Genomic DNA, 24876 nt, shown 5'->3' with positions numbered 1-24876 from the left:
TGCCTTTTGTGGTCGCTGTCGAGCCCGATGACCTCCAGGCGCTCAACGAGGTGGTGAAGGCGGGCAAGAAGGCCGAGCAGGAATGGCTGGAGGAAGCCCGCAAGGCGCACGGCACCCAGCTCCTTCGGGGCAAGGCCTTGAGCGAGGCCCGCAGGTTGATCCGCACCGAGTTCCACAAGCTCCGGGAGCGGGGCAAGCTCGCCGGGACCCGCGACCTGGTGGTGGCCCGTGAGGTACGCGCGGAGTTGAAGCGCCGGCAGATGGACGGCGAGTACGACCTCGTCCCCGCCGAGGAGGCCGCGGTGCCTGGCCGTCGCGTGGGCACCGGACCGCAGCACTACCGGCGCAGCGGCTCCGAGCCGACCCCGCTGACCGGCCGGATGTACGTGAAGCTCCCGGGCGTCCTCGGCGAGCAGCTCGTACGCGCCTGCCACTGGACGTCCGCCCCGGCCGTCACCGCGCTCTGGGAGTGGCAGAACCGGTGGGGCGACGGGCCCGAAGTCATCTTCCGTGAGGCCGAGCGGCGTGGCGCTGTCACCCTGCTCCACCTCTGGTCTGCCGCGATGGCTCCCCGGCCGGACGCCGACAGCATCATGGAGAAGGCCAAGCTCCAGGCCCAGGTAGTCACCACCGGTGACGTGATCCGCTCTGCGATCAAGCGCGCGACCGTATAACTCTCCCCACAACTCTGATCCGGCCTGGTGGCCTTACCTGCTAAGTCGCGGTCAATCTAGCTAGATAAAATGCAGAGCATCGTTTCCCTGCATGCCCTTCGGTCGGCTTTTCCGCTTGCGGGTAAGCAAGCGGGTCAGCTTGCGCTTAGGTACGCGGGGTCGGCAGTCTTCGGCTTACTTGAACTGAGGAGCACGCTGTGGCCGAAGATCCGGACATCGTCGCTGAGGTCAGCGAGAAGGGCGGCGTCGGGAAGACGTCGCTGACGGCGGGGCTCGTCGCGGTGGCCGCCGAGTACGGCCTGCGGGTCGCCGGCGTCGACTTGGACCCGCGGGCGACCCTCACTGACGAGATGGGTGTCACCGACCCGAAGAAGTCGGTCAACGACATCTACTTCGTGGACCCCGAGGAGCGCCCGCGCGATCCTGCCGAGATCGCGCGCGAGACGCTCATGCGTGCCGGGAAGCACTGGCCTTCGAATGCCTGGGTCCTCCCGTCCGTACGGAAGTTCGGCAATCGGGAGACCGACCAGACGACCGGCATGGAGTTCCGGCTGAAGCGGGCCTTGTGGGGTCTGCGGGACCTGGTGGACATCGTCTTCATCGACGCGCCTCCCCGGCCTGGTGGGAAGATCGTAGGTTCTGCCCTTATCGCGTCCAAGAAGGTGCTGATCCCCTCCACCCTCAAGAAGGACGGGTACCTCGGCGCCCGGGAGGCGATGGCGACGATCGAGCACTACACCACGCCCGGGGGCCTCAATGAGGCTCTGGAGATCACCGGGATCGTGCGGAGCATCGTGCCGACCGGCAGGAAGTTCACCCAGGTCCACCGGCACTGGCAGGAACAACTCCAGGATCGATGGGGCGACCTGGTGCTTCCCACCGTCCTGCACGACTACTCCGTACGCGAGATCTGCCGGACCGGGTCCATGCCCATCACCGCAGCCCCCGGTCGCGAGGCCAAGCTGCTCATCTCCGGCTACCGCGAGCTGCTGCACCGTACCGTCCCGACGCTTGAGGAGAAGCGCTGATGCCGTCGTTCCTGGACAAGGCCGCCGAGTCCGACAAGGAGATCCGCAAGACCCAGGAGAAGGACCCTGCCGACCTCCGCGGGGCCCAGGAGCCGGACTGGGACAACCCCGATTCCTGGGGTAGCGGCGCCTCTCACACCAGCGATTCCACCAGCGACAATGCTGGCAATCCTGCCAGCGGCGGCCTCCACCAGCCCCAACGGCCGCCGTCCCCCACCTCGAAGAGCTCCACTCGTGCCCCGCGGCGTCGCGGCCGGCCGCGCGGCCCCGAGCGCGTACCGGTCAGCGTGCGACTGCTGACGTCGACAGACCGCAAGCTCACCATCGCGGTCGAGCAGACCGGCCTCAACCCTCAAACCATCGTGGAAGAGGCCCTTGAGGCCCACTTCCGGCGACTGAAGATCCAGGACCCTGGTCCCTCCGGACAGGAAGGTGTCGCCTGACGACCTTCTCTCGCCCTGACATTCGGCTTTCCGCCCGCGTTTCCGCCTGCTTTTCCGCACGCGGGAAGGCGGGCGCTTTGCTGCCTGACCTGGTCACAGGGGACGCACCCCCGACCAGGGCTCACCCAGAACGGCGCGACCTTGAGGCGAAGGGTGTGAAAGCGGACGGGCGCGTCCGCGCCCGGCACCCCCGGGTGCGGGCCCTTGCGGTCCGCGCGTTCACCGTCAACGGCCGAACCGGCCGCAGCCGGCCTCCCGGCCGTCGCCGGGCGCGGACCGCCACCTACCGCACGTCACGCGCCGCACTCAACGTGGGAATGGCAGTTGGAGCGCTGCGGGCCCGCAGCAGACATATCCCGCTGCACTCTGCCCCGGCCCCCACCTTCGGCCCTCAGGCCCCCCTACGGCCCTCTGACGGCCTCTCACAGCCCCACCCGGGCCTGGCACCTTCCGACAGCCTCAGCGCGCCACAGCCCCTTCTCCAGCCTCCCCGCCGTCCGTCCTTCGAAAGAGCCACCCAAAAGCGGGGGGCCGGGCGGGGCGGTACGGATCGTCGCCGTCTGCGGCGTTCAATCAAGCTAGATAACACGCAGATGCAGGAAGTTGATCACTGGGAAATTAGTTGCTGGATACACCCAGTGTAGGGTTGTGGTGGGTTTTCCGAAACTCTCCATGCGTGCGCCCATGGGAAGTTATCGGGAAACCCACCACAACCCTACATTCTTGCAGGTCAGCGAGTTTCCGCCTCCTGCATGACGACAGCCCCCACCGGGCTTCCCGGTGGGGGCTGAGCTGTCGCTGTGCAGGGGGGTCAGGAATCGTCTGCGGAGTCGTCTCCGGCCACCATCAAGCCCGGATACACCATGCCCGCTGATGTCCGTTTCTTGGCGAATCCGCGAACTTCCAGGCTCTTAGCGAACTCAACCTCACTGCTCGCCTGTTCGCCGCTTCCGTGGCACCAGCTCGTCCACGCGTTGAACAGCTCGCGGGCTGGCACCACCGCGTGTGGTGAGGCGATAGTCCGTTCATCCATGAAGCGGCCAAGGACGTCACTGGACGCCTTGTACTCCTCGGTCTTGATGCGGACGATCTCAGGCGGGGCGAGCCCCTTCTCCATGTAGTCGTGCCAGCCCTCGTATGCCCACTCCAGGACTGCGGGCGCGGCCTTCTTCAGCCGCTCGGGCAGGCCGCCGTCGCGCTCCTCCTCCGGGATCACGACGTCGAATGGGACGACGAGGATGCGTCGCCACACGGCCGGGTCGTCGCCTGAGACGAGCGGCAGGTGGTTTGTCAGCATGATGAGGGTGTGGGATGGGTCGAAGGTGATCGGGTTCTTGTGCATGAGATTTGCTTCGATTGGGTCGCCACCGACCAGGCGCTTCATGGTGGCCTCGGCGAACCGCTTGCCCTTCTCCGTCTCGGAGCAGAACGTCAGCCGAGCGCCGCGGAGCCGCATCTTGAAGGCGCCGTGTCGCTCGTGCTTGGACTCCATGAGGATCGCGGGGTCGACCTCGATGGCGTAGTCGCCGAATGCGGCCATCAGGGCGTCGCGCAGGGTGCCTTTGCCGTTGGCGCCGGTGCCGGTGAAGATCGGCATGACGTGCTCGGTGACCTTCCCGAGCATGGCGTACCCGAACAGGCGCCGCACGAAGGCCCGTACCTCTTCGTCGGGCAGGATGCGGGCGAGGAACTGTTCCCACTCCTGGGCGCCGGCGGGCTCGCCGTCCTCCTCCTCGGGCATCGCGGCACCGGCCACCTTGGTGATCAGGTCGGCTCGTTCACAGGGCTCAATCGTGCCCTCGACCAGATGGATCGTGCCCTCGGGAGTGTTGAACTTGTACGGGTCGGAATCCAGCGCCTTCGAGGCCGTGCTCATCGGAGCCAGGGACGACGCGATCTTCAGTAGTCCCTCAAGGCCGGAGGCGGACTCGGACTTGCGTACGTCCTTGTACAGGTCGTCGCGCTCGTCGCCGCTCATGTCCTCCAGGGCCTTGAGCGCGCTCTTCACCGTCTTCACGGCATACGCCATGTCGACGCGCTGCTCATCAAGAAGCCAGCGAGCACCATCCCACTCGTGCCAACCCAGACCATGGACGAACCGGAGCAGGTCGCCGTGCTCCTCGATGAACCGCTCAGCCATCCGTAGCTGACCACGGTGCTGGATCGACTGCATGGACCGAGGGCGCCGAGGCCGGCGAGGACGCTCGGGCGTCGTCGGGACGGAGCCAGCCCACATGTCCTCGTCGGGTGCGGTGTCGCGTGCTGCCGGGATGCTCATGCGGCACCCCCGATCCGGCCAGCATTGCCGCCAGCGGAAACGCTGGCAGGAACACGCGACGCAAGCGCGGTTGAGCAGGTAGAACCGGAACGCATTCGAGTCGTACTCCTCGGGTGCCCGGCCCCGGGACGCGCCAACGTCGCCGGGGCCTTCATCAGTGCCGAGGGGAGGTGTACGTACTCGGTGGGGTTAACGTCTCGTCCTCTCACGCGGCACCGCCGCAGCGGGCGGTCGGCATGGAGCGCGGACGCTTCAAGCCCGCGCGCATTCCTGAGCTGAGGGTCTTCTCAATCTCGTGCGGGGTGTCGACCCCGAGCCCGGCCGCCTGCGCGGACTCCGTCAGATGCTCCTCGGCGACGGCCTGGTCCACGAGCCCGGCCGCCACCAACTGGCCCGCGCGGTACGCCGCGAGGTTCAGCCGGTTGTTCCGCCCGCCCGCCTGCCTCATCGCCGCCAGCTCGTCACACTCCGACCGCAGGATGCCCGCGGCCCACCGCTGCTCGCGTGTGCCCTGCCTGGTCAGCTCCCGCAGCCGGGCCACCACATCGGCCCGGCGAGGCGCTCCCCCCGCTTTGGGTGGCGTAGGTGTAGTCGTGATCAGGGTCAGAAGCCACTCCGGCAGTACCGCCAGATCGGTAGGGCTCCCGTCCTTAAGCAGGTACGACGCGCCATTGACCACCGAGCCGATTCCGACGATGTAGCCGCCAGCCGCCCTGGTATCGATGCAGAACGCGGCGGTCCGCGCGGTGTTGCGCACGATCGCCCCGGCCGGAGCCCGGTAGACCAAGTGCTGGCCGCCGCTCGGGGTGAGGACCGTCATGGTCGGGGTGATGCAGGCGTCCGGTGTCCGGGCCGCAAGGGAGGCGAGCATGGTGACGCCGTCCACGATCTCCGGGGAATCGGACACCTCTCCCTGTTTGGGGACGTCCAGATCGAGCGCGACCAGACCCGAGGGCCCGCAGGCGACGCCGATGTTGAACGGTGCCCGGCCCCACGTCCGCTCGATGAGTTCCGGGTCACGGGTCGCCCGCGTTTCCCAGTTCAGCCAGCGCGGCTCCTTCGCACCCACCAGGAGGGGGTGGACGTACATCCCTCGCTCGGCGTAGCGCAGCGCGCTGGCCAGCAATGTTGCCCGGAGCGCCCGAGGTGTGGCCGTGTTGTGAGCCGGGCGATGTGGCACCGGGGCCGATCCTTCTCGTACCCTCATTGACGAGCGTCCTTTCTCGTACCGCTCGAACTTTGCCGGGATGCCTGTCCCGGCCTTGCAGTAGCCGAGGCGCCCCTGCCAGGGCGCCTTCGGTCGTTTGTGGGGCCTAATCGTGCACCCAAATCCGCCGTGGATGGTCATCCTTCATGGCGGAGCGGGGCGTAAGTCCCTATTTATGGTGGAGAACTGAGTGTGGGGCCCGGAGTTCCGGGCCCCACAGGCGTTAGCTCAGCGGAGTGCTGAAGCGGAGTACCCACCCGGGGCCCGGTCGGTGCACAGTGACCTCGACCGCGCGACCGTCGGCGGTGCGGCCGATGTGGGTGATCTGCAAAAGGAGACTTCCGACTGCGACGCCGAAGGCGTCGGCCTCCACCTGGGTGGCGGGGTACTGGATGACTTCCTCGATGACCTCGGTCTGGGCGAACCCAGCCTCTGCCATGCGGCTGATGATGCCGCCCCGGCCCGGGTCGGGGTTCTCGATCCCGGCAGCCTCGGCGACGTCCCGCGGCACGTACGAGTCGGCGAGCTGGACAAGCTGGTCGCCGTTGTACATGTGGCGAGCCCGGACGACGGTCTCCTCGGTCTCTGAAACGGCGAGGATGGCGGCTACCTCAGCCGGAGCTGAGCCGCGACGGACCTCGGTGTGGACCCGAGGGTTCCCTCCTAGCCGCTTGATCTCGGTCTCGAAGGCGCCGCGGCTCTCGCCAGCTTCCCGGCGCTCCTTCAAGTACCGCTCAGTTGCGTCACGGACGATCACGTTCTTGGTGCTCAAGGTGGTCCTCTCAGGATTCGTGCTGGTCGATGGGCCACTCGTAGCTGAGCGACCACAGGGTGGTGGGCATGACGTGGATGCAGACCTCGACGGCTCGCCCCTCGGAGGTCAGACCGATGTGGGTGATCTCGTAGACGGGGCGAGACATCGGGATGTTGAGGGCCTCTGCCTCTTCCTTCGTCGGAGTCCGCACGTCGATTTCTTCGCGGATCTGGACCTGAGCGTGGCCGGCTTCTGCGAGGCGAGACTTGCTGCCGCCCTCGCCGGTGTCCTGTTCTTCGAGCTGGGTGCCGAAGGCGACGTCCCCGGGGAAGTACGAGGTGGCGACCTGGACGGTCGTTTCGTTCGCGCGCATGGTGCGTGCGCGGACCAGGACCTTCGCGGCGTGGTGAGTCCCCAGGATCTTGGCGACCCGGGCGGGGGGCTTGAGACGGCTGATGACCGTTGCCGAGTGGGGGGTCATGCCCAGGCGGGTGATCTCGCTGGCGAACGCGCCGCGAGCACCGTCTTCCTCCCGGGCGGCCTTGATGTACCTGCCGGTGCCGTCGCGGTGGATCTTGCCAAGGATGGGAGAGACGAAGGTGCCCTCTCCTCGCCGGGAGAGGATCAGTCCCTCGTCTTCCAGGACCTTGTACACGTCCCGTGCCGTTTGGAAGGCGACCCCTTCGGCTTCCTGGAGGTCGCGGACCTTCGGCAGGGGGGACCCGGGCGGATACACGCCTCGTCGGATCTTGTCCCGAAGCTCAGCAGCCAGTCGCTGAACCTTCGGGACCTTGCTCTCCTCCACGCCTGCTCCCTCTTGTGTGATTGCTCATCCCCAAGTCTGTCAGAACTAGTTCTGTGTGGATAGCCGAGGCCGACCATACCTTGCGTGCGCACAGCTATGGAAGCGCAGAACTAGTTCATTCCGTCGTGTCGGCGACAGCCTGAACTAGTTCTATTGACAGCGACTCCGGAGAGTGCCTTAATCGTCACGTCGCCCCGCAGAACTAGTTCAGCGGAAGCGGTGAAAGACCCGGTATGCCTTCTGTAGCCGGGTCGAAGTCATGCCCAAAACATCAGGAGTCGGCCTGACATAGCGCGGCTCTCCGGGTGATCTGCCAGGACCGCCGGAGAGCCGCCGGGGCCGTTACACCGAGAGGAGAACGACCCGCATGAACATCATCGTCGCAGGTCAGCGCATCGTTACGAAGTCCGAGTTCTTCGAGGTGGCCCACGGATTCGACATGGTCGAGCCGTGGGACGTCGAGAGCGACTTCACGGCCGGCGGACTCGCCAGCCGGGACGCGCTGGACAGCTTCCTCGCCGACTTCCGGGTCGAGACGGCCACGGACCGCGAGGACGCCGCGTACTACAAGAGCCTGCTCCGCCGGATGCCGCGCGAACTGCGCACCCGGAAGAACGCCCCCACCGCCCCTGCTGCCGTCGTCGTCGCCGAGCTGGTGGCCGCCGACGATGCCCGCGGCTACGAGGCCGACGACATCACCGCGGACTGGACCGCCGCCGACTTCGACTCGTACGAAGTCCTCGCCACCCTCGGCACCCTCGACCCGGCCGCCGCCGTCGCCCGCGCCCGCGCGCCCCGCACCGAGCGCCGCGCGGTCCGCGCCGCCCTGCGCCTCGTCCGCGACGAGATCCCGACGGAGGTGGCGGCATGAAGTTCCTCGCCCACCTCGCCCTGTTCCTGCTGACCGTGCTGGAGATGACCCTCGGCGTGATCGCCGGTGTCGCGGCCCTGGTCAGCGTCATCACCGAAATGGTGGCCCGCGCGACTGCCGCCGGCGGCGACACCTTCGCCCGGCACTGCCGCGTCCGCCCCATCTCCCCTCGACTCCGCACCGAGCTGGCGACCGTGCTGTCCGGGATCGCGAACCCGGCGGCTGGAGGTACCCGATGAGCTACCGCGAGGAGCGCCGCGCCGACGCCGCGGCCCAAGCCGAGCAGTCCCGGAAGAACGCCGAGCTGCGGGCGGAGCAGGCCCGCGAGGACCGCCGCCTGGAACTGGAGGCGAAGCGCGAGGAGAAGCGGCTCGCCGCCGAGGAGAAGCGCAAGGACACCGAGGCCAAGGCGGAGCAGTCCCGAAAGGACGCCGACGCCAAGCGCCGCCAGGAGCAGGCGGACAAGCGGGCCCGGCAGCAGGAGAAGGACCGCAAGCAGGCCGCCCGCCGGGCCAAGGTCGGCAAGCTGACCGGCTGGCTGAACCGGAACCCGGTCACGGCGTTCGTCGGCCTCGTGATGGTCTGCTCGATCGTCCCAGCCGTCATCTCGCAGGTCGGCGCCCTGTCCGACGCTGGGGTGTTCGTCCTCCTGGCCGCGCTGCTCTCGGCGATGCTGGAGGGCACAGCCTGGGCGCTGACCTTCATGGGCAAGGCCGCCGAAGACGCCGGAAGGCCGGCGGGCAAGTACCGGGTCGCCACCTGGGTCACCGCGTTCCTCGCTGCCGGGGTCAACTACTGGCACTGGTCCGAGGCTCTGCCGGGCCACGAGTGGGTGGCCGTCGTCTTCGCCGCGTCGTCGCTCATCGCGATCTACCTGTGGGACATGAAGACCCACGGGTCGCACGGCAAGACCCGTGAGGAGCGGCGCCGGGAGAAGGCCCGCAAGAAGCATCTCGCAGCCCGGCGCAGGCACCACAAGGACATCGCCGCCGAGGCCGACCGGCTGCTGTCGGCGCTGCCCTTCGAGTCGGTCACCGAGGAAGAGGCGTTCGCCACCGCGTGGCGGATCAAGAAGGGTGCCGAGCCGGGTCTGTCCGCCGAGGTGTACGCGGACGCCACCAACGCCCGGGTCGCGCTCGGAGCCGCCTTCGAACTGGGTGAGCACGTCCGCCCGGAGCTGGTCCGCGCGGGGATGCTCGCGAGCCTCTACAACCCGCTCCCGCACCGGCTCTCCGAGGGCATCCCGACCCTCGGTCCGACCGTCCCGCTCCCCGCTCTCAAGAGGCCCTCACAGGGCGCTACAGCCCTTGCGGGAATTGGGGTGCACGGGTCCGAGTCCGCAAGCGAGAAAGCCCGCGAGAACGCAAGTGGGAAGGCTTCTGGGAACGCTGGCGATGACGCCAGCGGGAACGGTCGCCGGGGCCGGTCGGACGAGGAGCTGGAGGCGCTCCTGCCGGACGGGCTGAAGACCGCCGCGGAGCTCGTGGCGGAGGGCAACCAGATCTCCGCCGCTGCCCTGTCGAAGCGGATGGGCATCCGCCGGGACGACGCCCGGCGGCTGCGGGACTTGGTCGTCGCCGAGCGCAAGCTGCGCCTGATCGACACCGATGTCGCGGTGGGGGCCTGACCGATGGCCCGCCGGATCGCTGATCTCTGGGACCCCGAGGGGGAGCGGCACGACGTGCCCACCTTCCCCTGGGGCCTGGCCCCGGAGGGACTGGCGACCCGCGACCAGCTCGTGGCGAAGGGGCTCCGGCCCCGGGGCCCGGCCGTCGCGCAGGTGATGTGGTTCAGCCGGAAGTCGCCGACCGAGCCGCGGTTCGCCCGCCTCTACTCGCTCGACCGGGCCACCCCGCCCAAGCCCCGCTCCCCGGGCCAGATCGCCTCTCTCGCGGCGGCGTTGCGGGCCCGGCGCACGTGCCCTGAGTGCGGCGTAGTCCGTCCGTACTGCCTGCCGACCTCGCTCGGTGTCTGCACTCCCTGCGCGGATGGCTTCACCGCCGCCGCCTGACGAATCGCCCCGAAAGCGCGGGGCCCGGCGCCTCCCTTCCACAGTCGCCGCCGGGCCCCGCTTCCTCCCGAAGGAGAAGGACCAGCATGACCGAGATGCCGACCGGCTCACGCCACGAGAGCACGGACCTGGCCACCGTCACCTACGTCCACGGCGCGGGGCCGGCCACGGACACCAGCACCCCGGCCGCTGCCCCCGTTTTGGGTGGCACGACCGGGTCCACCGACCGGGCCGCGGTTGTCGAATCCGCCCGCCGCGTTCTCGAAGGCCGCATCACCACGGCCGGGGCCGAGCTCGCCAAAGTCGACAAGGCCGACTTCGACGCGTTCGACGACCGGCCCCTGATCCCGGCCTGGATGAAGTCCGCCGAGGGCTGGGCCATGTACTCGGGCGTGTTCTACCGCGCCCGCATCCGCGACTACCGGCGGTGGGTCCGCCGCCAGCGCACCGACCGGGGCCACGTCGCTCAGTTCAGGCGCGGACGCCGGCGGATCCACGACTGGGTGCGCGGCTTCGAGGGCATCCAGCTCCAGGCCATCGCCCACCAGGCGCACATCGCAGCGGCCGAGGCCCGCGCCGCAGCCCGCACCGCCCGGTTCACCCCGGGCCTGATGAAGAACAAGAAGCAGCTCGCCCAGCGCGAGGCCGACCGCACCCAGACGGTTGCGATGAAGGCGATCGCCGAGCACAAGAAGCTGCGGGCAGACCGACGCCGTGCCTACGGCCTGCGTATCGGCGCCGCGTACGGTCCGCCGCTGGCGGCGATCAGCACCGGCTACATGGGCGCTGGTGGGCTCGGTGCGACGGCCGGAGCGCTTGCCACGTTCGCCGGGGGCGCCTTTGCGGGCCGACACCCCGTCACGGAGGAGACGGACTGGTCGGCGGACTGGCGCTCGCTGGGGGACGGGGACCCGATGACCGCGCCGATGCTGGACGAGGTGTTCCGCCGGGCCAAGGTGATCGGCGCGGAGGAGACCCTGCACATCGTGCAGATGCCGATGTTGGACGCGCGAGGCGCCTGGTCGGCGGTGATCGACCTGCCGCCCGGAATTCCGGCGAAGAAGGCCATGCGTGCCCTTTCGGAAATCGCCTCTGCTCTCGGTGTGGAGGACGCGCAGGTCAGCATGACCAAGACCAAGGGGAAGGGTGCCCGCGCCGGTCGCCTGGAAATCTACGTCGCGAAGGATCTGCCGTTCACCGGCGCGGCGGACCCGGGCCCGCTCCTCGCCCTGGAAGCGGCCACCAATTTCTGGGGTCGCATTGCGATCGGTCCGGACGTGCGCGGACTGGCGATCTCGATTTCGGTGGTCGAGCGGTCCGGCCTGGTCGGCGGAGAGCCAGGGGCGGGCAAGTCGGCGTCCGGCAATGTGATCCTGCTGGCCGCCGCCCTCGACCCGCGCGTGATCCTGTGGCTCGCGGACGGGAAGGGCGGTGGTGACCTGGAGCCGTTCGAGCACCTTTGCGAGTGGTTCGAGGGGGACGCCGACCCGGAGGCGTTCTACGAGATGCTCAAGGCCGCCGTCGCCGACATGAAGGCGCGATACGCCCTGCTCAAGAAGCTGGGCAAGCGCAAGGTCACCGAGGAACTCGCGAACAAGTACCCGTTGCTGCGTCAGAAGCTGCTGTGGGTGGACGAGCTGATGTTCTACACGACCGACGACGACTACGGAAAGAAGATCACCAAGCTGCTGCGCAACCTGGTCTCCCGGGGCCGCGCGGCCGGAATCGTGACCTTCTGCGCCACCCAGAAGCCCGGCTCCGACGTCGTGGACACCAGCCTGCGGGACCTGCTGTCCATCCGGTGGGCGCTGCGCTGCACCACCCCCGAGGCGTCCGACACGATCCTCGGCAAGGGCGCCGCGGCGGCCGGATACTCGGCGAAGACCATCGAGCCGGAGATGCGCGGCGCCGGCCTGCTGTGGGCCGAGGGCTCCAACCCGGTCCTGGTCCGCGCCGACTACTACGACGACGACCAGGTCGAGCTGCTCATCAAACGCGCGCATGACCTCCGCGCGGCGGCCGGCACCCTCCCGGAGGGACCGAAGACCCTCGCCGACCAGCTCCGGGGCAAGGGCGAGCCGGACGCCGACATCCTCGCCGTCCTGGTCGACGTGTTCAACGCCTACGACCAGGAGGCGAAGGAGGAGGACGCAACCGGCGAGGTCAACTGGCTCCCGGGCACGGTGCTGGTCGACGCGCTCAAGACGGCCGGGCTGGAGGTCACCCCCGAGAAGCTCGCCCGCCTGGTGGTCCGCGAGGCCGACGAGAAGAAGAAGCGCACGTGGCAGGACAGCCCCTCCGCGCTCAACGGCTACCCCCTCACGGCGGTGCTCCGGGCGGTGCAGACGAAGTACAGCCTGACGGCCTGACCAACCCGGATCCATCCTGGACGGCCACCCGGTTTGGGCTGGTATGACCCCGGACCGGGCGGCCGTCGACCCGGACAGCAGCCCCCTCGACCTGGACAGCCCCCGTCCAGGTCGAGCCGGGAAGTGTCCAGGATGCGCACCCCATCTGACCTGCATCAACGCGAACCGATCCGGGTCGGATCCAAGTCCCAGAACCATCCCAAATCCTGACAAAAACAACACGACGGAGGACGACCCCCGATGGGCGTCAAGTACGTGCTGAGCGAGCCCACCCCGCCCGGCTGGTGGGCCAGGAACAAGGTGCTCGTCTGCTCCGTGGCGAGCCTCTTCGCCGGGCTCTACCTCGCGGGCGGCTGCGACAACCAGGCCAGCCCCGCACCGCACCCGACACCGACCCCGGCCGTCACCTCGACCCGCGATGGCAAGAGCTGAAGGAGGCCCCGGTGTTCGACAAGAAGCCCGACCTTGACCTGCACGGCCTGGCATACGTCAACGATGATCCGGTGGAGTGCGGGAACTGCGCCAACGGGTTCTCCCTCCAGATCTACAAGCGAGGATTCCGCGAGGTCTGGCCGGCCTTCATCAGTTGCCTTTCCTGCGGCAAGGGCGACGACCACGAAGTCATCACCAACGGCCTGGTCGACGCGGCGCTTGCCGCGCGCACCGGACGGCAGAAGGCGGCCGACTCCGACACCTTCACCGCCCACTGGCGCGGCATCGTCATGACCGGCGAGCTGGTCCCCGAGCTCATCCTGGACGACATCGTCACCGCCGCCACAGCACTCGGCGGCCAGGTCACCGGAGACACCAAGCGGTGGTGGCGCGCGAAGAAGAGGGCAGGCCGCGCCCACGCGGCGGCTGCTGCCGGGGCCGTCACCGACACGGCGAAGAAGAAGGCGGGCGATGCGGCGTACGCGGCGAAGGCCACCGCCCTCACCACGGCCTGGACCTTGCAGACCGGCGGCGCAGGGCCGACCACGGCCCCGAAGCCGAAGCGCAGCCGCTGCCAGGTCAAGGGCTGTCGGGCGGGGATGGTCACCATCTCGACCCGCGTCCACTCCGCCACCGGCAAGACCTCCGAGGTCAAGATCCCGTGCGGCGTCTGCCACCGCAGCACCTGACAGCCCATCCCCCGCAAGATTTTCCGGGCGCTGACCTGCACGAACACCCTCTATGCAGACTCAGAGTCTGCGAACCTCTGGACATGCAGACTCGGAGTCTGCATCCTTGAATTACCGCAAGCGAAAAAGAAAGCGAAAACGCAGACGGGAGAGCACCGTGCCGAACATCCTGACCAAGTTCTTCATGAGCCTCATGGGCAAGGCGTGGGCCTACGAGTCCGCCGAGGAAGTCCGCGAGGCCATCTCGGAGAACTCCTTCAACTCCCTCGCAGACCGGGTCCGTACGCACAACGAAGGCGCCGCCAGGCTCACGGATTCGCTCGCTTTCCAGCCCGGCCTGATCGACCTGCACGACGAGCTGCACGACACCTGGCACTACCTGGTCGCGCTCAAGGCGCGGGCCCGGCGGATGGGTTACCGCACCCTCGCCGAGCACCTGGACGCCGCCGCCGAGACGACCCGGGACACCCTCGTCCACGTCGCCACGGCCGCGGAGGCGACCGTCCCCGTGCCGGAGGCCCCCGTCGCCAACCGGTAGATACGCCCCGGGGCGGCCGTCACCCGGCCAAGGATCGCCGGCCGCCCCGGGCCCCGTGATCCCGCTCCGAACGGCAGCGGGAGGGAGCCACATCGTCCCTCACGAGACCGAAGGAGCCCGACATGAACCCCCGCCCCGACAAGGAGACCCGCGCCGCAGCCAAGGAACGGATCGCCGAGTTGAAGAGGGTCCGCGACGAAGCGCACGCCGCAGCCGACCAGGCCAAGGAAGCCGCAGACGAGGTCATGTGGCAGGCCATCGCCGCCGAGCTGGACCAGGGCCAGGCCCTCCAGCTCGACGCGGTCGACGCCACCGGCTTCAGCCGCGACCACGTCCTGCGCCGCACGAAGAAGTACCGCACCAACCAGAACTGACAGGCGAGCCCCCGGGCTTGGGCCCGGGGGCCACAGAGGCAGAAAGCCGAGGTCGCCCCGTGAGTACCGAGAACACCGCCGAAAGCCGCCCGCTCAGCGAGTCGGAGGCCGAAGCCGAGGCCCGCCGGATCATCGAGGGCCTGTGGAGGTCGGAGCCCGTCGCCACCGCGACCTCGTACGTCGACCCCACACCGGTCCCCGCGTACGGCACCGCGGCACCCGAGCTCCAGCCGGACCACCGGATCGTGCCCGCCTGGGCCGCCGGGATGGCCGTCGCCTCCATCGGCGTCGGCGCCGGCATCACCGGCATCGGGTGCGGTTTCTGGCTTGTCTGCCAGGGATTCGCCGCCGTGACGCTGACATCGGTCCTGTTCGTCACGCTCCCTATCGCCGCCATCGCCGCCGTCGTCGTCGCGATCGGCTCGGTCGTCCGGTCCGTGAAGGCCGCGAACGTCACGACCCACCACCACTACGCCGGACCCGTCCACCAGGAGCACAGCACGCAGGTCACGAGCCACGGCAAGTGGTTCGGCCGGTCCCACACCAACCTCAACCACTGATCGGAGACCGTGATGGCGAGCCAGAAGGCCATGAACCCCCCGCCCGGAGAGTGTCGGCAGTGCTGGTACCACGCCTACGCCTCCCGCGAGGCGCACAAGCACCTCCAGCCCCGCGAGGACTGCCCTGCGTGCGTGGACCACATGCTCAACGGCCACGGCAACATGATCGTCGGGCAGTAGGCGAAGTGCTCAAGAGCGCCCAATCGTCGCCGCCGACCCCCTGGAACTGACGCTCCCGCGACTTCCGTGAAGCGACCAGCACCGTCACTGCCAACTGAAAGGATTGTTTGATGGATCTGTCCAAGACTCCCGCCGAGCTCGCCACCGAGGCAGCCGAGGCCCTCCGCGCGCTCAACCATCGCACCCTGGATTCCAAGGCCTACACCGCGCCGCCCGCCGTGGGCGACACCGCACACGGCATCCGCACCCTGATCGAGCGCCTGCCCCAGACCCTCGACCAGATGAACGCCGCCCTCCTCCGCCTCGATGTGGAAAAGGCGATCCGCATGGACGACGGCACCGATCCCGAAGTCGCCGTCGCCGTCTGCGAAGCCGCTCTCCGCCGTGCCCAACTACTCACGGACGACCTCCTGAAGGAGTTGTCCATCGTCTCCGCCCGCACCAGCCACATGGGCGGACAGTGGGACGCGGCCGACGACGAGTAGCCCCACCCAAATCCGAAGCGACCCCCGGCAGGGAAAGTGCCGGGGGTCGCTTCGCGTCCAGAGTAGACCGGGACGGACTGACAGCATTCTCACCTGCCTAACCGTCAGCATTCTCGCTTGCAGGAACGAACGCGGAAATACAGACCGTGGCCTGCACCTCGCCTGAGCCATCGGATCGAGTGGGGAAACCTCGAATCACCAGCACGGTTAACCGTGCATGGTTGAGATCCTCACGGATGAGCACGGCAATCGACTCTGCATCTGGTGCAACCGGCCCGTCGGTCAGACCGGTACGGGAAGGCCACGCGATTACTGTCGGCAATCTTGCCGACAGCGTGCGTACGAGGCTCGGACCGCGATGCGTCGCGTAGCGGACGCCCTTGGATTCAACACCCCGGAGTGCTCCTCAGAGGCTTCATGAGGATTCCGATCCTTAGACCGCAGGCCGCTGAAGCACACGAGGGCTGCCGACAAGGCCGGTTCACGACCCCTTCCATGGGGATGATCAAATACAGAGAGAGGACAAAGGGGGTTCCCCTCGCGGGGAACCCCGGCAAGCCGGGAAAAGCACAAAGGCACAAGATGCGTGGCGGGGAGGGGCGGCTGTGGCCTGGTTGACGAGGATCGTGGCGGACGCGCAGGTCGAGTACCGGCTCAAGGAGCAGGCCGGGTGTGCGGTCGTGGAGGCCAGCGCAGCGGAGACGGTCGTCTTGGACGACGCAGCGGATCCCGCCGTCGACTACCGGCTGCAACCGGAGGGCGGGGCCGCTCTGGTGTGGATGGGCAGCGGTCTGGAGGCTCTCGGACTGGTCGAGGGTGCGGTGCTGGACGACGAGGGAAAGGCCGCTGCCCGGCGCATTATGGCGGGCTGCCACCCACAGACCGGGGCCCGGCTTGTCACCTCCCGAACGTCGGTCCGCGCCCACGAGAAGGCTCAGCTCACCACCGCCCGGTTGGTCGAGGCGATCGGGGCAGCAGCGGAGGAGAGGGGCGTCACGGCCGCCGAGCTGTTCGACGGCAAGCCCAAGCAGCTCCGGGTATTCGAGGCGCAGCGGCGTAACGTGCACCGGTTCGGCGAAGCGCACCGGATGCAGGTGGTCACCCTGCACAAGCTGGCGCGGGCAGCCGGCCTCGCCCTCGCCGACGTCTACGGCGACGCCGAACTTGCGACCGCATGGGCGCACAAGGACATGAGGGACGATGACCGGGTCCGTGGCTGGGACCTGGTCCTGGATCTGCCCAAGAGCGATAGCGTCCTTCATGGCCTCATGGACCAGCTCAGCGAGCAGGAGCTGCGCGACCTGGTGCACGAGGCCAAGCGCGACACGTTCCGCCAGGTGGAGCGGTGGGCCGGTTACGCGGTCGGCAGTACCGATGGTGAGCGAGTCCGGGTGGCGACCGGTGGTCTGCTCGCCTGGTCGGTCGAGCACCAGAGCGCCCGCCCGATCCGGGCTGGGGAGCCCGGCGACCCGCACCTTCACCTGCACGTCACGATCGCCAACGTGGCGCTGTGCGAGGACGGCGAGTGGCGCTCCATAGCCAACTCAGGCCAGGACCTGCACCGTCACGCGTCGGCCGCCGATGCCTATTTCAAGGCCCGCGTGCGCGCCCTGACGTTCGAACGGCTCGGGGTGCGGCGCGTGCGCCACGAGCGGACCGGCGCCTGGGAGGTCCGGGGCATCTCCGAGGAGCTCCGCGACTCATTCAGCCGCCGGGCCGCGCTCGTGGACGCGAAGGCCGGCGCCGACGCGTCGAGGACGGAGAAGCAGGCCGCCTCGATGGCGACCAAGCGCGACAAGGTCGAGGTCGATGCCACGACGATGCGTGAGAGTTGGCGTCAGCGCGCCGCAGCCGTCGTCGGCGACGTCGACGCGATGGTCGCCGCGGCTGCCCCCGGTCCACCCGGCCCGGACGGTGGTACCGGTCTGGACGGGCCCGGAACCGGTCCGCGCCTCCCGCCACCCGCCGACATCGCGGCCGTCATCTTCGATCCCGAGACCGGCCTGACCGCCAACGACAAGACGTTCACCCGTGCGCAGCTCCTCGCGGCCGTGGCGAACGCGCTGGAGTTCGGCATCGACGCGGGGCCGGACAGCCTGGAGCGGCTGTGTGACGACGTCCTGGAGGTCGAGGGCTACGCGGTGCGCGTGCCCACCATCGGCTCCACCGTGATGTCGTCCATCGCCCGCTACACCACGCAGGACATCCTCGATGCCGAGGAGAGCGTCCGCGCACAGGCGCTGGAGCGGTTCGACAGCAACACGGTGCAGCTCACCGCCGACCAGGCCGCTGCCGCCGTCGACGTCTTCCAGGTCGCAGCCGGATACGAGCTGTCCGAAGAGCAGATCGCCGCGGTGGTCCGGGTGCTGACCGGCGGGCACGGCATCGACGCGATCGTCGGTGTCGCCGGCGCAGGCAAGTCCACGTTGATGGAGGCCTGCCGGATCGGCTGGGACGCCACCGGCACCACCTATGCCGGCGCGACCCTCGCCGCGGTGGCCGCGCAGCAACTGACCTCCGCATCCGGCATCCCCGCGAAGACGGTGGCGGCCTGGCTCCAGGAGATCGAGGGCGGCAAGGGGCTGCGCGGCATCGACGTCCTGGTCGTGGACGAGGCGACGATGGTCGATGACCGCGCCGCCGCCGTGCTCATGACCGAGGCCGCACGTACCGGGACGAAGGTCGTCGGCATCGGAGACCACCTGCAACTCCAGGCGATCGGGCCCGGGGGCTGGTTCAAGGAGACCCACCGCCTGGTCCACGGGCTCACCCTCACCGAGAACCGCCGCCAGGAGGACGCCGCCGAGCTGGCCGCGCTGGACGTGTGGCGCACCGGCAACCACGAGCTGGCGCTGCGGATGCTCGCCGAGGGCGGGCGTGTGCACCCGGCCGAGACCGCCGACGAGGCCCGCTCCCAGATCCTCATGGCCTGGGACGAGCTGCGGCTCCAGCAGTGGGCCGACCCGCACGAGCTCATCGCCAACATGGTGGTGCTCGCCGCCCGCAACAGCGACGTCGACGCGCTCAACCTCGGCGCGCAGGCGATCCGCCGCGAGGCCCGTGAACTCGGCGCCGAGCACACCTACGCCCTGCCCGGCGGGGACACGCTCACCCTCGCCGTGGGCGACGTCGTGCGCGTCCGCCAGAACGACTACCGGTCTCGTCGCGGCGAAGGCCCGGACATGCTCAACGGCTACCGGGCCGTCGTCACCGCCGTGGACGAGCAGCACCGTGTCGAGATCACCTGGCGAGTCAAGGACACCAAATCCCCGGGCGGCCACCGCGAGGAATCCGGCTGGGTGACGCCGCAGCAGGTCACCAAAGGGGCGCTCTCCCTCGGCTACGCCATGACGATCGCCGCGAGCCAGGGCCTGACGTGCAACACCTCGCTGATGTACGGGCACGGCGCGAACGCGTTCGCCACCTATCCCGGCATCACACGCGCCCGGCAGCAGAACCACATCTGGTTGCCGTTGGCCGTCCTCGAGGACGAGCAGACCCGAAGCAGGCTCGGACAGGCCCGCAGCGAGAAGGAGCGCCTGGAGCGCGCCATCGACGCGTTCGCCCGGTTCCTCGGGCAGTCCCGGCCGGACAGCATGGTCTCCGACCTCCTCCACGAACCACCCGCTCCCGCACCTGTGCCGCAGCAGCGCGAACGGTCCGCCGAGGAGGCCCGCGCCGAAGCCGAACGGCGACTCGCACGAGATCGCATGGCCCAGGCGGCGCGCGCCCGGTCGGTGTCCCTGTCGCCACGGCAGGCGCACGATGAGGCGCAGCTCCAGGAGGAGGCCGCCCGTGCGGAGGAGAAGGCCAAGGAACTGCTCGCCCGCATCAAGGCCGACGCCGACGAGCGCGCGGTCCCGTCATGGAAGTCGCGGATCTACGGCGACCTCTCCATGCAGGAGTTGAACTGGCAGATCGCGCAAGGCGACCGCGGCGCAGCCGATGCGGACGAAGTCGCCACCCAGGAGGAGACGAAGGCGAGGCAGTTGGCCGCGCGCCTGGACCTCGAAAAGGCCACCGGGGCACCGACCCGGGGTCAGCGGTACGCCACCGAGGCCGGGAAGCTCCTCGACCAGGCCGAGGAGCTCCTCAGCAGCGCCCGGGGCCACACGGAGACCGCGTTCACCGCCACCGTCCGCGCCGACGAACGCACCAGGCAACTGGACAAGCTCGCCGAGAGCAAGGGCAAAAGCCGACTCGGACACCGCCTGATGGGCAGCTCCCTGAAGCAATACCGAAAGCTCACCGAGCAGCTCACGGCGGAACGCGCCGGGTACCGGCAGGTGGAGGGCGACGCGAAAATGCACGCTCGTGCGGCCGTACGGGAAGCGTGGAAGCTGGTGCAGGACAGCACCTTTGCCGAGAGTCTCGGTGTGGCGAACCAGCCCGTTCCCGCCGATGTCGAGAAGGCTGCCAAGCAGGTCACGGACATGCGCTCCGCCGCCGAGCGGCAAGGCCACCACCTCGACAAGCGGGACCGCGACGCCGTCGGCCGGGCCACCAGGCAAGCGGGCGAGTTCCGGAAGTACGCCGCCAGCCACCGCGCGCAGGCCGCCGACGCCCGCACCGAGAAGGCGTTGCGCGCAACGATCGCCGACAAGTTCCCCAAGTTGCACGACAAGGAGACGGCCGGACGCGAGCGCCGACAGGAGAAGCGGGCGGAGGCAATCCGGAACCAGGCGCCGGCCTACCAGCCGCCCGCGCCAGAGCAGTCCAGGGGGCGCTCGCTGTAGCCGGGGCCAGTCACCGGTGAACGCAGGTGGCCGCTGGAGGGCCTCCGCGGCCCCCAGACCCCCGCGCAGGTCGGCATCCCCCGACGCGAGACGGCATCGTCTGGGTCGGCCGCCGTCCGCGCCGGGGCACACCGCCCCTTGGGACGCATTCGGACGCGGGGTCGGAGAGTGCCGCAGTGGACCCTTGACCAGCGTGCTCAGGCGCGTAGGAGGAGGCTTGCCCTACAACTTGCCTCACGGGCACCAGTCGCCAGCCCAACCCCGCAGGTCCGGGCTGGTGGTCAAGGGGTTCAGGTCACGCCGACTACTCCTCCACGGCACCCTGCACCGGCGAGCAGCCCGGCCCGAGGACCCGCCGACTCCGCGACCTCACCGCTGGCTGGTCCTCCTCGCTGACGCCCACCAGGCCGTCATTCCCAGCCCGTTCGACGGGGAGCCGACGCTGAGTTGTCCGGGCAGACGAGGCGGTCGGCGACATCGCCGGACCGAGGCCAAGAGGCCGACGCGCAGTGCTCATATGACGAGTCTGACGGGCCCGGCGATCTAGCGGGCCAGGATGCTAGGTCTAGCGCTGGCGCTAGCAGCCGATCCCCGTAGTGACCTGCGGCCTAGCATCTAGCACCCCCCAGATCGGCGCCCGCCAAGGGTCCGCCGAGAGTGCGACGAGGCCAGCCTGTACGGCGGGTGCCCGGCGGACCTTCGGCGGACGGCCCGGCAGACACCGACACCTCTCGTACGGCTATCGCGTACATAGAGGTGTCGGCGAGCGAAAGAGGCTTGCCCACGGTCTCTGACCAGGGGGAACGCACGGATTCCCGCGAGAGGGGTTCCCACCTCCGGCAGTACCTCCGGTGCAACCCTGGGTCCGCCCATGCAGCCCCCTGTGCAGGCAACTGTGGGAGCAACCCCCAGTAGCGCTCACGGTGTTCTCCAGGGAGCCCACCAAGCCCTGGGCAAGCCTCGGTGGGCAAGCCTCTCCCACCGCTGGGCAAGCCTCTGGTCGACAGCTCGGTACAGGCCCGCTGGCGGGGTTTTGGGACTTTCGGAACCGGCCCATCGCGTGCGCCCGCGAGAAGGAGCGGCAGGACCAATCCGGACGGATCGACGGCTGATTGCGCGACTTGCGCAGGTTCACGCGCGCGCGCCCGTATGGCTGTCTCTCTCTTGCGCAGGCAGCCGCACGCCGACGTCCCCGGGAGAGAGATGGTCTTCTGAAGGATGGTCTTCTTATGTGGCCGATCCTCCGCACGCGGACGAACCGTGCGCGGAAAATCGCATGACGGTGAAACGCCCCGCTGCGGCTGACGAGAGGGGTGGCCTGCGCCGGGCCTACCGCGAGCCAGACCGCCGGTGACCGCCCACCGGGTCTTCCAGGCCACGATGAACCCCGCGGCGAGGACACGACGCATGACCGGTTGCCCGCGATGATGTCGCGGCCGGAGGGGAGTTCATCGCGGGCTCGTCGCGGGGTTCATGGGGTGCTGGGGCGGGGTCGCTGGCCCGGGGGCTGAAAACGCCCCGCCGTTGGTACTTCTCTGCCTCAGCGCCCCGTAGACGGGTTCTCTGAACCGCCGAGAGGCGCACTGGTCGCTGTCGGTGCTGGACCAGGGACGCGCTCCTCGACCTGGTTGTTCGTCCCGTCTCCACGGCCGAACAGAAAGGCCAGGACGAGGAGGGTGGCCGAGGCTGCCACCACCCCACCCAGGAGGTCCTTCTGAGGCGGGGCGGGAGTCTGTTCACCCGTGCTTCCGGTGGGGCGCCGATAGACGAGATACCCCACGAGAAGGCAAGCAACGACGATGGAGCCGTTCACGGGGTCAATGTGCAGGTTCAACTGAGACCCTTTGGTCCGTGGAACCCGGCAGGGCCGCCTGGGCACCTGCGGGTTCGATCCGAGGAGGAAGCCTTGAACTCGGCCAAAACGGGCGATATATGACGCCATATCGAATGTCCGGATTTGCAAGGCTTTTTTTTAAGCACCTCGGCGGAACGTCGCGGTGCGCCACTCCTTGGGCGGCGAGGCCACGGAACCTCAGTCAGCCAGGATACTGGGATGGTCGCCTCGCGCAGGCTGAGACGACCAACACGGCGGAATTGCCCCGGCCCCTCCAGGTCAGAGGACTGACCACCGCCGTTTGCGGCTGCTGACAGCGTTCTTACCGGCACCCCTTCATCGCGGCCTGCCCAGCCCGGCTCACTGTCGCTGTGGAAGCGCGAGGGCCCCGAGGTCGCCTTCTGGACGCTCCGGAACCCCGTTGGTGCCCTTGTGGGCGCTGTCAGGCGCTCTCACCGGTCTCCAGGGCCGCCACGGGCTCCGTCGCGGCCGTTTTCTCGTCGTGCTCGCGCAGCATTCGCATGACGGTCGCCGGGGATGGGTGGTGTCCCTTGCGGGCGCCCTTGGTGATGACTAGGCGGGCTGCGATATCGCGCAGGCTCAACTCCTGGGCCCGCAGGTGCAGTGCCATGCCGAGCATGTCGTCGTCGGTGACGCTGGCGCCGCCGATGGTCTTGCCGCGCTTCCTCGCCGATTCGTGGCCTTCAAGCGTCCGGTCTCGGATGTACTCGCGCTCCATGCCCGACAGCGCGGCGAGCACGGTGAACACGACTCCCGAGGGGTCGTGAGAGCCCTGGAGTTCGCCGGTGAGGAACTCCAGGCCGACGTCACTGGCGCGCAGCTCCTCGGCGAGCGTGGCGAGGTCGATGCCTCGGCCGAGTCGCTTGTGCTCGTGTACGACGAGAGTCACAGCGACGCCGGAGGCCCGGATCTCGCGGGCGAGGGTGACTGCCTTCTCCAGCTCCGGCCGCTTGGCGGCGCGGGTTGAGACCTTCTCCGAGAAGACCCGGGTAACCCCGGCCGCCGCGAGGGAGTCGAGCTGGGAGTCGAGTGACTGGCGGGCGGTGGAGGCGCGGGCGTAGCCGATACGGACATGGCCGACCGGTTGGGCGCCGGCCCCGGCCGGGCGCGGCAGCTCCACCCAGGCCGTACCCGGCTTGCGCACCGGAGGGACGGGAACGTTCAGCGCCTTCGTCAGCGAGGGCACGAGCCGGAATCGGGCGGTGTGGTACTGGACTGCCACCCTGCCCTTGGTGGTGCGGCAGGGGGAGCCCGCTGGTGCCGCGCAGGTGGACATGGGGCAGTCGTGCGCTTCAACGCGCTGGTAGTCGTCAGTCACAAGCCAACTGTTTCATGTGTATGTTTCAAACGGCAAGCCACTTGCAACGACCTATGAAACAGAGAACGTGCAGCATGATCGGCACGCGGCGAAGTGTTTTACGAGCGACCACCTATGAAACAGGCTGCCTGGCCCAGTGCCCTTTCCTCGGCCTCGTGCCGGGGCGACCCTGGAAGGGTGACCAGAAAGCCGACCCGTCGCTGCGCGCAGTGCAGGGCACCGTTGCCCCGGGACGCCGGACCGAACCGCAGGTACTGCAACACGGCCTGCCGGTCTCGGCACTGGCGCCTGGTCCACCGGCAGGCCACCGTGTTCCAGCTCGCTGTGTCCCGGGGCATCGAGATCCTCCGTGGAGAGCAGGCGTACGTGGAGGGGCGCTGCCCGGTGTGCGGGTGGGGCGTGTCCATTCGGAAGCGGGTCGACTCGGTCTACTGCTCGAAGAGGTGCCGCACGCGGGCCTGGAGGGCGCGGAAGCGGCTTGCCCTGGCTGCCGGTGACGCTTCCGAACGATCGTCGCGGGAGGCGTCACAGTGAGGCGCGTAAGCGTCACGATGGATCATGCCGCGCGGCCCCCATTGCAAGGCTGAGGCCCCCTTGACCACCTGCCGGGGTCAAGGCCCTGGCATCGCAGGATCGCCCACCAACGACTCCTGATCGCAGCCACAGGTGAAGGGGCCGCACTGCTTGCTGAACCACAGCCAGTCCACCATCGGCACGTCCTGCATCTGGTCGGTAAGGACCTGGCCCTCGTTGTCGACCCTCGCGAACGGGGGCTCGTACTTCGCGCTGCACTTGGTGCACCGCGCGTCGAAGTAGTACGAGATCTCGGTGTGCTGGTCGACCGGGATCACGGGATACCGGGTGCCGCCGTCGTGGAGCTGGACGGTGAAGCCTTCGGCGCAGGTGCAGGACATGACGGGATGGTGCCAGCGGCTGGCGGCTCGGCCGGGCTCACGGCGCGGCGCGTACGGGCGATGCCACAGGTTGACGCCAGCGAAGATCACCAACGGAGCGCGTTATCTAGCTTGCTTGCACATTTCTCGCAGGCGAAAACGCTGGCGACTAAGGAAGCGTGTGGAACTCGTGAGACCGTCCCACGCGCGCGCGTACGGGAAGTCGCGGAGTACAGATTCGCGGGCGCTCTATCTAGCTAGACTGCGCGCCATGTCGCTGATGCCTTTTGTGGTCGCTGTCGAGCCCGATGACCTCCAGGCGCTCAACGAGGTGGTGAAGGCGGGCAAGAAGGCCGAGCAGGAATGGCTGGAGGAA

The 24876-nt window shown here is 68.8% G+C and carries 22 protein-coding genes; 16 read left to right on the top strand and 6 right to left on the bottom strand.

Annotation, left to right across the window (positions count from 1 at the left end):
- From ACFWI9_RS24050 to ACFWI9_RS24040, 3 genes are all read left to right on the top strand, one after another.
- On the top strand, positions 1 to 674 hold a 674-nt coding region (locus ACFWI9_RS24050; RefSeq protein WP_387165055.1), incomplete at its 5' end, for a hypothetical protein.
- 197 nt (positions 675 to 871) lie between these two features.
- Positions 872 to 1702 (top strand): ParA family protein, encoded by an 831-nt coding sequence (locus tag ACFWI9_RS24045; RefSeq protein ID WP_387165054.1) that lies wholly within the window; start codon positions 872 to 874, stop codon positions 1700 to 1702.
- Positions 1702 to 2145 (top strand): hypothetical protein, encoded by a 444-nt coding sequence (locus tag ACFWI9_RS24040; RefSeq protein WP_387165053.1) that lies wholly within the window; start codon positions 1702 to 1704, stop codon positions 2143 to 2145. Before ACFWI9_RS24045 ends, ACFWI9_RS24040 begins: the two co-directional genes overlap by 1 nt.
- An 811-nt stretch (positions 2146 to 2956) precedes the next feature.
- On the opposite strand, the gene ACFWI9_RS24035 is transcribed toward ACFWI9_RS24040, so the two are convergent.
- The 4 genes from ACFWI9_RS24035 to ACFWI9_RS24020 form a co-directional block, all read right to left on the bottom strand.
- Positions 2957 to 4318: a phage/plasmid primase, P4 family gene (locus tag ACFWI9_RS24035; protein WP_387165052.1), complete on the bottom strand. Its 1362-nt coding sequence runs from the start codon at positions 4316 to 4318 to the stop codon at positions 2957 to 2959.
- 310 nt (positions 4319 to 4628) lie between these two features.
- Positions 4629 to 5603 carry a bifunctional DNA primase/polymerase gene (locus tag ACFWI9_RS24030; RefSeq protein ID WP_387165050.1) on the bottom strand — a complete coding sequence of 325 codons (975 nt, stop codon included), beginning with the start codon at positions 5601 to 5603 and terminating at the stop codon, positions 4629 to 4631.
- A 250-nt stretch (positions 5604 to 5853) separates the two neighbouring features.
- Positions 5854 to 6402, bottom strand: coding sequence for a UTRA domain-containing protein (locus ACFWI9_RS24025; RefSeq protein ID WP_387165048.1), 549 nt, complete (start codon positions 6400 to 6402; stop codon positions 5854 to 5856).
- Between the two features lie 10 nt (positions 6403 to 6412).
- On the bottom strand, positions 6413 to 7189 hold the full coding sequence (locus ACFWI9_RS24020; RefSeq protein WP_387165046.1) for a GntR family transcriptional regulator: 777 nt from the start codon (positions 7187 to 7189) through the stop codon (positions 6413 to 6415).
- 367 nt (positions 7190 to 7556) lie between these two features.
- Between ACFWI9_RS24020 and ACFWI9_RS24015 the strand changes: the two genes are divergently transcribed.
- From ACFWI9_RS24015 to mobF, 13 genes are all read left to right on the top strand, one after another.
- Positions 7557 to 8060 (top strand): hypothetical protein, encoded by a 504-nt coding sequence (locus ACFWI9_RS24015; RefSeq protein WP_387165044.1) that lies wholly within the window; start codon positions 7557 to 7559, stop codon positions 8058 to 8060.
- The gene (locus ACFWI9_RS24010) at positions 8057 to 8299 is read left to right on the top strand and encodes a hypothetical protein (protein ID WP_387165043.1); all 243 of its coding nucleotides are present in this window, start codon (positions 8057 to 8059) and stop codon (positions 8297 to 8299) included. Before ACFWI9_RS24015 ends, ACFWI9_RS24010 begins: the two co-directional genes overlap by 4 nt.
- Positions 8296 to 9687, top strand: a complete 1392-nt coding sequence (locus tag ACFWI9_RS24005) for a DUF2637 domain-containing protein (protein WP_387165042.1) — start codon at positions 8296 to 8298, stop codon at positions 9685 to 9687. Before ACFWI9_RS24010 ends, ACFWI9_RS24005 begins: the two co-directional genes overlap by 4 nt.
- 3 nt (positions 9688 to 9690) lie before the next feature.
- Entirely contained in the window at positions 9691 to 10071 is a 381-nt protein-coding gene (locus tag ACFWI9_RS24000) for an RRQRL motif-containing zinc-binding protein (RefSeq protein WP_387165040.1), read from the top strand.
- 86 nt (positions 10072 to 10157) lie between these two features.
- A complete protein-coding gene (locus tag ACFWI9_RS23995; protein ID WP_387165039.1) occupies positions 10158 to 12440 on the top strand; it encodes an FtsK/SpoIIIE domain-containing protein in 2283 nt (760 codons plus the stop codon).
- Between the two features lie 240 nt (positions 12441 to 12680).
- Positions 12681 to 12872, top strand: a complete 192-nt coding sequence (locus tag ACFWI9_RS23990) for a hypothetical protein (RefSeq protein WP_387165037.1) — start codon at positions 12681 to 12683, stop codon at positions 12870 to 12872.
- 11 nt (positions 12873 to 12883) lie between these two features.
- Positions 12884 to 13561, top strand: a complete 678-nt coding sequence (locus ACFWI9_RS23985) for a hypothetical protein (RefSeq protein WP_387165036.1) — start codon at positions 12884 to 12886, stop codon at positions 13559 to 13561.
- Between the two features lie 157 nt (positions 13562 to 13718).
- Positions 13719 to 14099 (top strand): hypothetical protein, encoded by a 381-nt coding sequence (locus tag ACFWI9_RS23980; RefSeq protein WP_387165034.1) that lies wholly within the window; start codon positions 13719 to 13721, stop codon positions 14097 to 14099.
- A 122-nt stretch (positions 14100 to 14221) separates the two neighbouring features.
- Positions 14222 to 14473 (top strand): hypothetical protein, encoded by a 252-nt coding sequence (locus tag ACFWI9_RS23975; RefSeq protein ID WP_387165033.1) that lies wholly within the window; start codon positions 14222 to 14224, stop codon positions 14471 to 14473.
- A 59-nt stretch (positions 14474 to 14532) separates the two neighbouring features.
- Positions 14533 to 15033, top strand: a complete 501-nt coding sequence (locus ACFWI9_RS23970) for a hypothetical protein (RefSeq protein WP_387165031.1) — start codon at positions 14533 to 14535, stop codon at positions 15031 to 15033.
- Positions 15034 to 15045: 12 nt separating this feature from the next.
- On the top strand, positions 15046 to 15213 hold the full coding sequence (locus ACFWI9_RS23965) for a pRL2-8 (protein ID WP_387165030.1): 168 nt from the start codon (positions 15046 to 15048) through the stop codon (positions 15211 to 15213).
- A gap of 110 nt (positions 15214 to 15323) precedes the next feature.
- Positions 15324 to 15698: a hypothetical protein gene (locus tag ACFWI9_RS23960; RefSeq protein WP_387165028.1), complete on the top strand. Its 375-nt coding sequence runs from the start codon at positions 15324 to 15326 to the stop codon at positions 15696 to 15698.
- A 605-nt stretch (positions 15699 to 16303) separates the two neighbouring features.
- Positions 16304 to 20434: a MobF family relaxase gene (gene mobF, locus ACFWI9_RS23955; RefSeq protein WP_387165026.1), complete on the top strand. Its 4131-nt coding sequence runs from the start codon at positions 16304 to 16306 to the stop codon at positions 20432 to 20434.
- Between the two features lie 2276 nt (positions 20435 to 22710).
- Here mobF and ACFWI9_RS23950 read toward each other — a convergent pair.
- Both ACFWI9_RS23950 and ACFWI9_RS23945 read right to left on the bottom strand, forming a co-directional pair.
- Positions 22711 to 23607, bottom strand: a complete 897-nt coding sequence (locus tag ACFWI9_RS23950; RefSeq protein WP_387165024.1) for a recombinase family protein — start codon at positions 23605 to 23607, stop codon at positions 22711 to 22713.
- 611 nt (positions 23608 to 24218) lie between these two features.
- Entirely contained in the window at positions 24219 to 24521 is a 303-nt protein-coding gene (locus tag ACFWI9_RS23945) for a hypothetical protein (protein ID WP_387165022.1), read from the bottom strand.
- Between the last annotated feature and the right edge of the window lie 355 nt (positions 24522 to 24876).

It is taken from the genome of Streptomyces sp. NPDC127084 (assembly GCF_042724175.1).
Classification (GTDB): domain Bacteria; phylum Actinomycetota; class Actinomycetes; order Streptomycetales; family Streptomycetaceae; genus Streptomyces.
The sequence above is the reverse complement of the archived record's forward strand: the minus strand, read 5'-3'. Positions and strand labels throughout refer to the sequence as shown.